Annotated in this window: 13 protein-coding genes and 1 tRNA gene; 11 read left to right on the top strand and 3 right to left on the bottom strand. The window is 62.1% G+C overall.

The features are described 5' to 3' along the window. Window positions 1–36 precede the first annotated feature (36 nt). Window positions 37–1149 carry an LPS export ABC transporter permease LptF gene (lptF, locus tag AB5Y93_RS07410; RefSeq protein WP_029313726.1) on the top strand — a complete coding sequence of 371 codons (1113 nt, stop codon included), beginning with the start codon at window positions 37–39 and terminating at the stop codon, window positions 1147–1149. A gap of 25 nt (window positions 1150–1174) precedes the next feature. Beyond that, on the top strand, window positions 1175–2245 hold the full coding sequence (gene lptG, locus AB5Y93_RS07405) for an LPS export ABC transporter permease LptG (protein WP_368229084.1): 1071 nt from the start codon (window positions 1175–1177) through the stop codon (window positions 2243–2245). 144 nt (window positions 2246–2389) lie between these two features. Here lptG and AB5Y93_RS07400 read toward each other — a convergent pair whose 3' ends face one another. Next, window positions 2390–2902 (bottom strand): RDD family protein, encoded by a 513-nt coding sequence (locus AB5Y93_RS07400; protein WP_010672963.1) that lies wholly within the window; start codon window positions 2900–2902, stop codon window positions 2390–2392. Between the two features lie 143 nt (window positions 2903–3045). On the opposite strand from AB5Y93_RS07400, the gene AB5Y93_RS07395 reads away from it, so the two are divergent. Continuing rightward, window positions 3046–3130, top strand: a tRNA-Leu gene (locus tag AB5Y93_RS07395). A gap of 185 nt (window positions 3131–3315) precedes the next feature. Here AB5Y93_RS07395 and AB5Y93_RS07390 read toward each other — a convergent pair. Beyond that, window positions 3316–3684 carry a VOC family protein gene (locus tag AB5Y93_RS07390; protein ID WP_104455214.1) on the bottom strand — a complete coding sequence of 123 codons (369 nt, stop codon included), beginning with the start codon at window positions 3682–3684 and terminating at the stop codon, window positions 3316–3318. 533 nt (window positions 3685–4217) lie between these two features. Here AB5Y93_RS07390 and amt point away from each other — a divergent pair. The 4 genes from amt to AB5Y93_RS07370 all read left to right on the top strand — a co-directional run bounded on the left by amt (window position 4218) and on the right by AB5Y93_RS07370 (window position 8178). Further along, complete coding sequence (amt, locus tag AB5Y93_RS07385; protein WP_368229082.1) at window positions 4218–5645, top strand: ammonium transporter; 1428 nt, start codon at window positions 4218–4220, stop codon at window positions 5643–5645. 231 nt (window positions 5646–5876) lie between these two features. Beyond that, window positions 5877–7229 carry a 23S rRNA (uracil(1939)-C(5))-methyltransferase RlmD gene (gene rlmD / locus AB5Y93_RS07380; protein ID WP_368229081.1) on the top strand — a complete coding sequence of 451 codons (1353 nt, stop codon included), beginning with the start codon at window positions 5877–5879 and terminating at the stop codon, window positions 7227–7229. Between the two features lie 187 nt (window positions 7230–7416). Further along, window positions 7417–7926, top strand: a complete 510-nt coding sequence (locus tag AB5Y93_RS07375; RefSeq protein WP_244072989.1) for a GNAT family N-acetyltransferase — start codon at window positions 7417–7419, stop codon at window positions 7924–7926. Between the two features lie 81 nt (window positions 7927–8007). Next, entirely contained in the window at window positions 8008–8178 is a 171-nt protein-coding gene (locus AB5Y93_RS07370; protein ID WP_201955384.1) for a DUF5363 family protein, read from the top strand. Here the strand turns inward: AB5Y93_RS07370 and tppF are convergent. Continuing rightward, window positions 8147–8761, bottom strand: coding sequence for a type IVa pilus pseudopilin TppF (gene tppF, locus AB5Y93_RS07365; RefSeq protein WP_029313748.1), 615 nt, complete (start codon window positions 8759–8761; stop codon window positions 8147–8149). The two genes, AB5Y93_RS07370 and tppF, sit on opposite strands and share 32 nt — an antisense overlap. A gap of 40 nt (window positions 8762–8801) precedes the next feature. On the opposite strand from tppF, the gene AB5Y93_RS07360 reads away from it, so the two are divergent. From AB5Y93_RS07360 to deoC, 4 genes are all read left to right on the top strand, one after another. Further along, a complete protein-coding gene (locus AB5Y93_RS07360) occupies window positions 8802–9590 on the top strand; it encodes a TatD family hydrolase (protein WP_368229079.1) in 789 nt (262 codons plus the stop codon). Window positions 9591–9803: 213 nt separating this feature from the next. Continuing rightward, entirely contained in the window at window positions 9804–11078 is a 1275-nt protein-coding gene (locus tag AB5Y93_RS07355) for a NupC/NupG family nucleoside CNT transporter (RefSeq protein ID WP_010673026.1), read from the top strand. A gap of 123 nt (window positions 11079–11201) precedes the next feature. Beyond that, window positions 11202–11372, top strand: coding sequence for a XapX domain-containing protein (locus AB5Y93_RS07350; protein WP_010673027.1), 171 nt, complete (start codon window positions 11202–11204; stop codon window positions 11370–11372). 387 nt (window positions 11373–11759) lie between these two features. Further along, the gene (gene deoC / locus AB5Y93_RS07345) at window positions 11760–12533 is read left to right on the top strand and encodes a deoxyribose-phosphate aldolase (protein WP_039039946.1); all 774 of its coding nucleotides are present in this window, start codon (window positions 11760–11762) and stop codon (window positions 12531–12533) included. Window positions 12534–12553 lie beyond the last annotated feature (20 nt).

Genomic DNA, 12553 nt, shown 5'->3' with positions numbered 1-12553 from the left:
TCAGGCATTCGACTAAAAACACAAGTTTACTTGGGAATGACTGTGATCGTTTTCCGATATTTGTTCAGGGAGACCCTGAAAACCCAGCTGGCGGTGCTGTTCGTGCTGCTGCTTATCTTCGTCAGCCAGCAATTTATCCAGATCATTGGCGATGCCGCCGATGGTGAGGTGCCGACGCGCCTGGTATCCACCCTCCTGCTGCTCAACCTGCCGAATATGGCGTTGTTGATGCTGCCTATCAGTCTGTTTTTAGCCATTCTGTTTGCTCACGGCCGTTTGTACGCTGAAAGCGAAATGACGGTGATGCACGCGGTGGGTTTCAGTCACCGTTTCATCATGGGCAGCGCCCTGGTGCTGGCCTTACTGACCGCCGCCGTCGCGGCGTTCAACACCGGCTGGGTCGCCCCCCAGGCCAAGGAGCGGGAGTACCAGGTGATCGACGAGTTCAAGGCCGATCCCGGTATCTCTTTCCTGCAGGCCGGCCGCTTCATGGAGCTCGACAAGGGGCGCCTGGTGGCCTACATCCAGGATCTGAACGACAAGGGGTCGGAGTTGCAGAAAATCTTCGTGCTGCAACGGGCCGAGGGTGGCTCACCCCCGTCAGTGGTGGTGGCCAACGAGGGGCAGGTGACCGCCGACAGCAACGGCTTGCAGTGGCTGACCCTGAAGGATGGCTCGCGCTACGAGGGGCATTTCACCGGCAAGCAGTTCCAGGTCTCGGAGTTCCGTGAATACAGCCTGGTGATCCGCCAGCAGGAGATGGAGCGATCCAACCGCAAGGCGGCGGCCAAGCCGACCCTGGCATTGCTCGGTACCCAGGACAACCAGCTGATGGCCGAATTGCAGTGGCGCCTGTCGCTGCCCCTCTCCATCCTGGTGCTCACCTTCCTGGTGGTGCCGATGGCGCGGGTCAATCCCCGTCAGGGGCGTTACGCCAAGCTGCTGCCGGCCATCCTGCTCTATCTCTCCTATTTCCTGCTGCTCAGTGCCGCCCGGTCGGCCATCGACAGCGGGCGTCTGCCCCACTGGCCCGGGATGTTCCTGGTGCCCCTGGTCTATCTGCTGCTGATAGGGTTGCCTCTCAACCTGCAGGGCACCAGCTGGTGGAACGGGGTCAAAGGGCAATTGTTCAAGAGAAAGTCAGCGTGATGCTGCAACCTGGGAGTCTCTGCTGATGTTCGGCATTCTCGATAGATACATAGGCAGGGTCATCTTCATGTCGATCCTGCTGTGCGAGCTGACCCTGGTCGGGCTCGCCGCGCTCATCAAGTACGTGGAGCAGTTGAAGGCGGTCGGGGAAGGCAACTACGACATGCTCAACGCCCTCTACTACGTGCTGCTCTCCATGCCCAAGGAAGCGGTGCTCTTCTTCCCCCTGGCGGCCCTGCTCGGTGGCCTCATCGGTCTGGGCCAGCTCGCGACCAGCTCCGAGCTGGTGGTGATGCAGGCGGCGGGACGCTCCAAGATCAGCATCGTCATGGCGGCGCTCAAGACCGCCATTCCCCTGATGCTGCTGGTGGGGCTGATGGGCGAGTACGTCGCACCGGCCGCCAAGCGGATGGCGGATGACATCAAGGCGGGGGCCATGTCGGAAGGGCGACTCACGGTCTCGGCCTACGGGGTCTGGGCACGGGATGGCAACAACTTCGTCAACATCAACGGGGTGCGCAATGATGGCGCCCTGACCGGCATCACCCTCTACCGCTTCACTCCGTCCCGCAACCTGATCGATGTGGTGCAGGCGAAGGAGGGGGTGTTCGAGGATCACCACTGGCTGCTGAAACAGGTGCACATCACCCGGTTTGACGATCCCACCCGGATCCAGGACGAACAGCATGCCCAGATGGCCTGGCAATCCGAGCTGACCCCCAAGCAGCTCGGGGTGGTCAGCATCGATCCCGAGAACCTGCCCATCTCGGGGCTGCGGGACTACATCGGTTATCTGGATGCCAACAAGCAGGATGCCGGACGCTACAAGCTGGAGATGTGGCGCAAGCTGCTCTCACCGCTCTCCGTGGTGGCCATGATACTGCTCGCCTCCTCCTTCATCTTCGGCCCGCTGCGTTCGGTGAGCATGGGGGCGCGGATGCTGATGGGGATCATGACCGGCTTCGCGGTCTATGTGAGCGACAGGGTGTTCGGCCCGGTCAGCCTGGTCTATGCGGTCCCGCCCATCCTCGCGGCCATCGCACCCAGCATGCTGTTTGGCGGCATCTCCTTCTATATCCTGAGCCGCAAACAGTAGCGGCCTGAAGGGCGGCGGGCTGCTGACAACAGGCGGCCATTGCTCTCGATGCACCGTTTCCGTCAAGGTTCTGGGCTGCAAGCCGTCAGTTCTGGTCAACAAAAAGGGCACCTCGGGGTGCCCTTTTGCGTTGCCGTCTTGGGATCAGCGATTGAGCTGCTCCAGGTTTTCCGTCTTGCCGAGCACCACCACCTCGCACTCGGCCCAGATGTCCTGGAAGGCGCGGGGGCGGGCGCGATTGAACACACACAGCAGGTTGCCCAGGCCAAAGGCCGAGGTAGCGAGCCGGATCAGGGCCTGGGTGACGCGAATGTTGCTGCCGTCCAGGTTCTGGATGCGCAGGCGCCAGGCCCGCATGCCGATGGTCTGGCCGGCGCGGACCCAGAACCAGGTGTAGAAACCGCAGATGACGAAGGCCAGCCAGGCGCTGTAGAGGGGGCTGGTGAGCAGCCAGGCGGCATCCTTGCCCTCGGGAACGTGCGCCATGCCGGTGGCCAGCAGCAGGTGGGCCACCCCCATGCCGATGAAGCCGGCGATGATCAGCAGGGCAATCACCACCAGATAGTCATAGAGCAGGGCGCCGAGACGGCGCAGCAGACCGGCGGACGGATGCCGGGGAGCAGGCTGGAGAGGGGAGGGGGTCTTGCGCTTGGCCATGATGATTATTCCATTAATATGATGCGGGCATTCTATGTAACTGGCCTGGCATCGGCAAGGCGTTGAATAAATGAGCAAACAACGGTGGGGGCAAGAAAAACACCTTGCATGGCCAAGCGCCATTCGTATAATCCCTCGCAGCTGCCCGGGTGGCGAAATCGGTAGACGCAGCGGATTCAAAATCCGCCGTAGCAATACGTGTCGGTTCGAGTCCGACCCCGGGCACCATCAGATTCCATGACAAAAGGCCATCCTCGCGGATGGCCTTTTGTTTTTCCGGGCGGTGCTAAGAGGTGTACCCACAGACCCACAGACCCACAGACCCACAGACCCACAGACCCTCAGACCTTCAGCCCTTCAGCCCTTCAGACCCACAGGCTGTCAGGCCATCAGCCTCTCGGACTGCCATCCCCTCAGTCGATATTCTGTGCGATGCGCCACAGCACGCCGGCGGGATCGTACAGACAGAATTCCTTCATACGCCACGGCTGGGTGACGAGCTCTGTGACCCGGACGCCGTAGCGGGCGGCGATCTGGCTCGCCTCCACTTGGGCCCGCCAGGCGGCCACGTCCTCCACCAGGAGGTGCATCATGAGCTGCTCGGCCAGCCCCGGGGGGTTGCCATCCTGCAGCAGGAAGCTTGCGTTGCCGAGATGAAAATAGGCCACGCCGTCGCCATCGGAGGCCAGGGTAAAGCCGAGATCCTGATAGAACTGCTTTGACAGCGTGAAATCTCGGGCAGGCACGAAGGCCTTGATTTCGGTCACGTTGAGATTGGGCATGGGCTCCTCGCGGCGCTGGGAACAGGGGAAGATGGCTTGCCAGTATGACTGGGCATTTCGGGGCAGGCCAGACGAATGGCGCGCGTTTGCACTCTTAAAGTGCTTGTGCCCCTCGGGTGGGGGGATATTGGCCGTCGGCCTCATTTGATTTCACCATGGTATGGCCCATTTCATTTATTTCATAAATACCTTAGCGGGATAGATAAGCCTGCCAAGGTGACATCACCACGGGTTCGCCCCGTCATTGTGAGGCGATTGGGTCATCCTGGTGCATTTTCCCGGCAATGCACAGCCAAAGTGCGATTTTCCCCCTGTAACCGGGCATCGTGCGCCAAGATGGTGCGTGTTGAATGTGATGAAAACATAACGCCATGAAATAAAAGGATTATTTTTCTTGGCCTGCTTTATGCTTTCCCTATGTCATGTCGCCATGATGTCTCCGTGAGCCACACAGGTGCGGTGGGCAGGTGGCCAGGTTGGAAATGCATATCAGGAAATGGACCCGGATGCCGGGACGACAAGGAGAGGGCTGTATGTTCAAGAGACTCGTAATGACTGGCCTGCTGGCGCTGGCCACCACCATGGCCGCCCCGGGCTGGGCCGAAGAGGTGGCCGCGCAGGCCGATGTGGTACAGGCGGCCGCGACCGTGACCATCAACAAGGGGGACAATACCTGGCTGATGGTGGCAGCGGCCCTGGTGATCCTGATGTCCGTGCCGGGCCTCGCCCTCTTCTACGGCGGCCTGGTGCGCGCCAAGAACATGCTGAGCGTGCTGATGCAGGTGTTCACCCTGTTCTGCCTCATCACCGTCCTCTGGGTGGTCTACGGCTACTCCCTGGCCTTCACCGAGGGCGGCGCCTTCTACGGCTCCTTCGACAAGGTGCTGTTGATGGGGGTGACGCCGGATTCCATCGCCGCCACCTTCAGCAAGGGGGTCGGGATCAGCGAGTTCATCTACGTGGTGTTCCAGGGCGCCTTTGCCGCCATCACCTGCGGGCTCATCGTCGGCGGCTTTGCCGAGCGGATGAAGTTCTCGGCGGTGCTGCTGTTCGCGGTGATCTGGTTCACCTTCGCCTATATCCCGATGGCGCACATGGTGTGGTACTGGGCGGGTCCGGATGCCTACACGGATGCGGCCGCCGCCGAAGCGGCCGGTGCCACCGCAGGCTATCTGTTCCAGCACGGCGCTCTGGACTTCGCCGGCGGCACAGTGGTGCACATCAACGCCGCGGTGGCCGGTCTGGTAGGGGCCTTCATGGTGGGCAAACGGGTTGGCTATGGCCGTGACCCCATGACCCCCCACAGCCTGACCATGACCATGATCGGTGCCGCCCTGCTGTGGTTCGGCTGGTTCGGCTTCAACGCCGGCTCCTCCCTCGAAGCCAACGGCACGGCGGCCCTGGCCTTCGCCAACACCTGGATCGCGCCGGCCGCTGCCGCCCTCTCCTGGACCTTCGCCGAGTGGGCGATGAAGGGCCGTCCCTCCCTGCTTGGCGCTGTCTCCGGTGCGGTGGCGGGTCTGGTCGCCATCACCCCTGCCGCCGGTTTCGTCGGTGTGGGGGGCGCCCTCATCATCGGCCTGCTCAGCGGTGTGGCCGGTTTGTGGGGCGTGCACGGTCTCAAGCGTCTGCTGGGGGCCGATGACAGCCTGGACGTGTTCGGCCTGCACGGGGTGTGCGGGATCCTGGGTGCCGTGCTGACCGGGGTGTTCGCCAGCCCGGATCTGGGCGGCACCGGGGTGTGGGACTATGTGACCAACCAGGTGGCCGAGGGGTACTCCATCCTGGCCCAGGTCAAGGTACAGGTCATCGGCGTGGGGGTGACCGTGGTCTGGACCGCCCTGGTCTCGGCCGTGGCCTACAAGCTGGTGGACCTGCTGATCGGTCTGCGGGTGAAGGAAGATGCCGAGCGCGAAGGGCTGGACGTGACCAGCCACGGCGAGAAAGCCTACAGCCATTGATCCTGCTGCCATGAATGTCATACCGCCGGCCCCGTCCGGCGGTTTTTTTATTGGGGCGGGCTGGCCAGGCTGCCCGGACCTGGCCGCTGGTGGCCGGGGTCGCTATTTGTGTTTGCGGGGTCTTTTATGCCTGCATTTTGGGCGGATCTCCGCTAAACTCTGCCACCCTTTATTCGGGGTCGCCGGGTCTGCCCCGTCGTCACCCTCTCTTTCATGCCTTCGGAGCCGCTCATGCCGTTAGTGGGACACCAACATCAGATCGATATTCTGGAACTGACCGACAAGGGGGATGGCAAGGGTCGCCTGTTCGATCGCCCCCTGTTTGTCGAGGGTCTGCTGCCCGGTGAGCAGGCGCTGGTCGAGTTGACCGAGGTCAAACCGAACTACCTGCACGGCAAGCTGGTCGAGTTGACCCAGCCGTCCGCCGACAGGGTGCCGGATTTTTGCCCCAATACCGAGTGCGGTGGCTGCCAGGTGCGCCCGCTGTCCTATCCGGCCCAGCTTGCCCTCAAGCAGAGCCTGGTGCAGAGCGCACTGGAGCAGGTCGGGCTGGGTGAGGCCGTGGTCAACCCCATCCTCGGCATGGAGACGCCGTTTGCCTACCGCAACAAGGCCCAGTACGCGGTGCGTGGCAGCGAGGCGGGCGCCGAGATCGGCTTCTACCGCAAGCACTCCCATGACCTCATCACCGCCGATGATTGCGCGGTGCAGGATTCGCTGCACGTGGAGCTCAATGCCCGGGTACGCAACTGGATGCGCGAGCACGACATCGCGGCCTATGACGAGGTGGCCCACACCGGCTGCGTGCGCAACCTGATGACCCGCAAGGGCTTCAAGAGCGGCGAGCTGATGGTGGTGCTGGTGACCCTGGGCGAAGCGCTGCCGTTCGAAACCGAGCTGCTGGCGGCCCTGGCGGATCTGCCGGTCACCACCCTGGTGCAGAACATCAACGAGGCGCGTACCAACCGCATCCTGGGTGACAAGAACCGGGTGCTGCTGGGCAGCGGGGTGATCCGCGACAAGATCCACGAGCTCGAATTCGAGATCTCGCCCCTCTCTTTCTTCCAGAACAACCCGAGCCAGACCGACGTGCTCTACTCCAAGGCGCTGGAGTATTGCGAGCTGACCGGCAGCGAGACGGTGTTCGACATCTATTGCGGCATCGGCACCATCTCCCTGTTCCTGGCAGGCAAGGCCGCCAAGGTGGTGGGAATCGAGTCGGTGGAGAGCGCCATCAGCGACGCCCGTCGCAATGCGGCCCTCAACGGCATAGAGCAGACCGAGTTCCACGTGGGCAAGGCTGAGCAGCTGATGCCTGCCCTGCATGCCGACGGGGTGAGTGCCGACGTGGTGGTGATGGATCCGCCCCGCAAGGGCTGTGACAAGGCGGTATTGCAGACCCTGGTGGCCATGGCGCCGCGTCGGCTGGTCTATGTCTCCTGCAACCCCCAGACCCTGGCCCGGGATCTCGCCTGGCTGGTCAAGCAGGGTTTCGTGTTGGACGAGGTGCAGCCGGTGGACATGTTCCCGCACTCCATGCACGTGGAAGCGGTTGCTCGCCTGAGCCTGCCAGCCAAGGCCTGATCGTCGCTCGGGATCTTCCCCTCGCGCGATGCAGGTGGAAGCGGTCGCCTGCCTGAGCCTGTCAGCGAAAGCCTGATCGGGCCGAGGGCGTGGCGTTAGCCAGATGGCTCTGATAAAAACGACTCCTGAGGGAGTCGTTTTTTTATGGTCGTGGTCGGCAGAGCCACCAGGCAGGGAGGTCGGCGTGATGATTCGTATGGCAGGGGTGGAGGATGCGGCGGCGCTGGACAGCTTCTTTGGGCAACTGGACAGGGAGACCCGCTTCATGCTGTATGAAGCGGGAGAGCGCCCCTCGGACATCGCGGGGCAGCGCAGGCGGCTCGAGGCCATGGCTGCGGCCCCCAATCAGGCCATGTGGTTGCTGGAGCTGGCGGGGGAGGTGCAAGGGTTTGCCGCGCTCCTTGGTGGCGGCCTGGCACGCAACCGCCACTGCGCCCTGGTGGTGATGGGGCTGCGTTCGGGGGCGCGCGGGCAGGGATGGGGTGAACGGTTGCTGCGCACCCTGATCGCGACCGCGAGGGATCTCGGTATCCACCGGCTGGAGCTGGGAGTGATGGCCCACAACGAGGTGGCCCACGCCTTGTATCGCAAGTGCGGGTTCGTGGAGGAAGGGGTGAGACGGCAGGCCTATCGGCTGGACGAGGGCTATGTGGACGAGATTGCCATGGGGCTGCTGCTGCCGCTGGACAGGCCATGACGCCGCTGGCCCCGAGATGCTGGTCTGGGGAGTTGGATTGGGGCAGGCTTGTGGGGAAACCATCAAGACAAGGAGGCGCCCATGAAGGGGATATTGCTGCGTTGGCTGGCTCGCTACGATGCCTGGTGCCAGGAGTGGGGACTCACACCGGAGAACCGGCGCTGTTGCGCGCCGGTACGCCATGATGAAGACGAGAAGCGCCCGGAGAAGGGCGACGACCTCACTGGAACTGACGGGTCACGGCGCCAGTGACGCTGTTGTAGTCGAACGATAGCCCGTCGGGGTATGCCGGGAAGCGGCCAACGGAGCTGCGCAGGGTATAGCGGCAGTTGTCGTGACGAAGGGCGCCGTCAGCCTGAGCGTCTGCCGGGATGAGCCGGGAGATGTAGTCACTGTCTGAATCCTGGTGCAACTCATCGGCCACCGTCAGATCGGTATCGAGCAGGGCGCCAAACAGGCTCTCGCAGTCGTCCCGGCTGCTGACGGAGATCTGATCGCTGTCGCCACCGGGGAAGACGGTATCGGGCCCCTGACCTCCCTGGTCCTCCTTGGTGCCCACCGGCCAGCCATGACTGTTGATGTCGAGATCCTGCCTGCCCATGCCGCTAAAGTTGTAGAGTGCCAAGGGCTCCCCCTTTACCTTGACCGCCCAGCCGGCGTGGGCGAGCCGGGCGGCACTGGCAAAGCTGCCCGCCGTGGCCGAGACGCTGCTCTTGAGCCCGTCGTCCTGGATGTTGATGAAGCGGGGCAGGGCGGTCACGGCCAGGATCCCCAGCACGATGATGACCAGCACCAGTTCTATCAGGGTAAAGCCTCGGGAAACGTGTGTTGGCATGGAATGAACCCATTGAGTACGACAGACAGGTAAGCGCGACATGGAATTGATAGACACCCACTGCCACCTCGATTTTCCGGTCTTTGACGCCGATCGCGAGGCGCTGCTGACCCGGTGGCGCCAGCTGGGGGTGGGCGAGTATATCATCCCCGCCGTGGGAGAGGAAAACTGGGGGCGGGTGATGGCGCTGGCCGGGCGCCACGACGACATCCGTTATGGCCTGGGGATCCATCCCTGGTATGTGGGCAAGCAGCCCCGGGATGTACTGACCCGGCTGGAGACCCTGCTGGCGAGTCGGCCCCGTGGGTTGGTGGCCGTGGGGGAGTGCGGGCTGGATCTGCGCTCCCATGTGCCGCAGGAGGGGCAGGTCGAGATGTTCGAGGCGCAGGTGCGGCTGGCCATGGCGCATGAGCTGCCCCTCATCGTCCACTCGGTGCGTGCCAACGACACGGTCGCCAAGATCCTGCGGCGCTTCACTCCGCCACAAGGGGGGATCATTCACGCCTTCAGCGGCTCCCTGCATCAGGCGGAGGTGTTCTGGCAACTGGGTTTCAGGCTGGGGATCGGGGGGGTCATCAGCTATGAGCGGGCCAACAAGACCCGGGAGGCGATACGCCAGATGCCGCTGGAGGCCTTGCTGCTGGAAACCGACGCTCCCGACATGCCGCTGCAAGGCCAGCAGGGGGAGGTGAACACGCCGGCCAGCCTGCCGACCATAGCCCGCTTGTTGGCACAATTGCGGCAGCAACCGCTGGATGATGTTATTTCGGTGTTACATGACTCCACCCGGCGGCTGTTCCCCCCAGGAAATCATGAAATTAACATTTGATTATCAAATGATGACCGAGTGATAAAAAACAGGGCCCATAAAAATCGTTTGCGGTCTAATTAAACGATGTTCAGGCCGTTTGTGGCTTATAAAATGTGACCAGTATTCTATTTTGTCGCACCGTAATTAGTATAATGCGCACCCTTGATTAGCGGCTTCAATACACAAATCGTTAACAAGCTGGCAGGTGCTACTAAAGAGGAAGTGTTAATAATGAATCTGATAATGGGTCTGGTAGGGATGGCGACGCTCATCCTTATTGCGGTGCTGTTCTCCAGCAACCGCAAGGCAATCAAAATTCGTACCGTAGGTGGCGCCTTTGCCATCCAGGCCGGTCTGGGGGCCTTCGTGCTCTACGTGCCGGTCGGTCGTGACATCCTGGTAGGCGTGTCCGACGCCGTCTCCAGCGTCATCGGTTATGGCCAGAACGGCATCGAATTCCTGTTCGGTGGTCTGGTTGGCAACAAGATGTTCGAAGTGTTCGGTGGCGGTGGCTTCGTCTTCGCCTTCCGCGTCCTGCCCGTCATCATCTTCTTCTCTTCCCTGATCGCGGTACTCTACTACCTCGGCATCATGCAGTGGGTGATCAAGCTGCTGGGCGGCGGTCTGCAGAAGGTGCTGGGCACCTCCCGTACCGAATCCCTCTCCGCCACTGCCAACATCTTCGTCGGTCAGACCGAAGCCCCGCTGGTGGTACGTCCCTTCATCTCCAAGATGACCGACTCCGAGCTGTTTGCCGTCATGTGTGGTGGTCTGGCTTCCGTTGCCGGCTCCGTGCTGGCCGGTTACGCCTCCATGGGCGTCAAGATGGAATACCTGATCGCCGCCTCCTTCATGGCTGCCCCGGGTGGTCTGCTGTTCGCCAAGCTGCTGGTACCGGAAACCGAGACCCCGAGCTACGACGAGAACACCGCAGAAGGTGAGCTGGACGACAAGCCGGCCAACGTGATCGACGCCGCTGCCGCCGGTGCCTCCGCCGGTCTGCAACTGGCCCTGAACGTGGGTGCCATGCTGCTGGCCTTCATCGGCCTCATCGCCATGATCAACGGCATCTTCTCCGGTGTGGGCGGCTGGTTCGGTTACCCGCAACTCTCCCTGGAGCTGCTGCTGGGCTGGCTGTTCTCCCCGCTGGCCTTCCTGATCGGCGTGCCCTGGAGCGAAGCGGTCGTGGCCGGTTCCTTCATCGGTCAGAAGCTGGTGGTCAACGAGTTCGTGGCTTACCTGAACTTTGCCCCCTACCTGAAGGATGAAGTGCTGATCAACGGTGTGGCCATGTCCGAGCACACCAAGGCGATCATCTCCTTCGCCCTGTGCGGCTTCGCCAACCTGTCCTCCGTCGCCATCCTGCTGGGTGGTCTGGGCTCCATGGCACCGAACCGTCGCGGCACCATCGCCAAGTTCGGTCTGAAGGCCGTGCTGGCAGGTTCCCTGTCTAACCTGATGTCTGCGACCATCGCAGGCTTCTTCCTGGCGCTGTCCGGCATGTAACATCGCCCGACTGACAGGATAAAGACGAACGCCACAGCGATTTGCTGTGGCGTTCTCGTTTGGGGTGGTGACAACCGTTTTCCTGTCAAGACTAATAATAAAGTGAGTCAAATCGGAGGTTCTATGAATGAAGTGCTACTGGCAATGGCGGCCGGCTTTATCGTTGGGGTGTTGTTTTCTTTCCTCAAGTTGCCGATACCGGCGCCGCCCGTCCTCTCCGGCGTCATGGGGATCGTGGGGGTCTATCTGGGGGGCATTGCCTACTCCTGGATCCTGACCCGCTTCTTCTCTTAAGCGCCTTCCAGCGCTGGATTTGCCGGGTGTGAGGTACCTCTGAAATTGGCAAATCCGGCTTGCAAACACGGGGTATCTCGGCTGAAATAGGCGATGCCAGCAGGGTGCTGGCATTGACTAATGCCCGGTGAATCCGGGTGTTGGCGGTCAAATGGAATTGATTGGGAAGTCGGGTCTGCGTAGTCGGCCTTTCTCAAGTCTTCATGGAACCAAGTCCGCACTTTTGTAAGAAAGTGACAGGGCTCTTGCCTTATTTGCAGCCGTATTGCCTGTGCACTTGCGCTGCAATTCCATATCCCGTTGCTCCGGGAACGTCTCTGCCGACCCTTGGTGTTCGGTGAAGCCGATCGCGGGTGATGGGGCTTAACAAGACTTTGGAGACATAGCATGACTGATCTGAAAGTGGCCGCCCAACGCGCCCTGAACCTGATGGACCTGACCACCCTGAACGATGACGACACCGATCAGAAGGTGATCGACCTGTGCCACAAGGCCAAGTCTCCGGCCGGCCTGACCGCCGCCGTCTGCATCTATCCCCGTTTCATTCCCATCGCGCGCAAGACCCTGCGTGACATCGGCGCCGCCGACGTGCGCATCGCGACCGTGACCAACTTCCCCCACGGCAACGACGACATCGAGATCGCCGTTGCCGAGACCCGCGCCGCCGTGGCCTACGGTGCCGACGAGGTGGACGTGGTCTTCCCGTACCGCGCCTTCATGGCCGGCAATGAACAGGTCGGCTTCGATCTGGTCAAAGCATGTAAGGAAGCCTGCGGCGCCAAGGTACTGCTGAAAGTGATCATCGAGACCGGCGAGTTGAAGGAAGAGGCGCTGATCCGTCGCGCCTCCGAGATCTCCATCGACGCCGGTGCCGATTTCATCAAGACCTCCACCGGCAAGGTGCCGGTCAATGCGACCCCGGAAGCTGCCCGCATCATGATGGAAGTGATCAAGGCCAAGAACCCGAAAGTGGGCTTCAAGCCGGCCGGTGGCGTGAAAGACGCCGCCGTGGCGGGTCAGTACCTGGCCATGGCCGAAGAGATCCTGGGCAAGGACTGGGTATCCGCCCGCACCTTCCGCTTCGGCGCCTCCAGCCTGCTGGCCAGCCTGCTGGCGACCCTGGGGCATGGCGACAAGCCTGCCAATACTAGCGGTTACTAAGCGGTGGCAGGGGGCGGTGC

The sequence above is a fragment of the Aeromonas sp. R10-1 genome (assembly GCF_040908465.1).
GTDB classification, from domain to species: domain Bacteria; phylum Pseudomonadota; class Gammaproteobacteria; order Enterobacterales; family Aeromonadaceae; genus Aeromonas; species Aeromonas caviae.
Note: the sequence above shows the minus strand (reverse complement) of the source record. Positions and strands in the feature narration are given on the sequence as shown.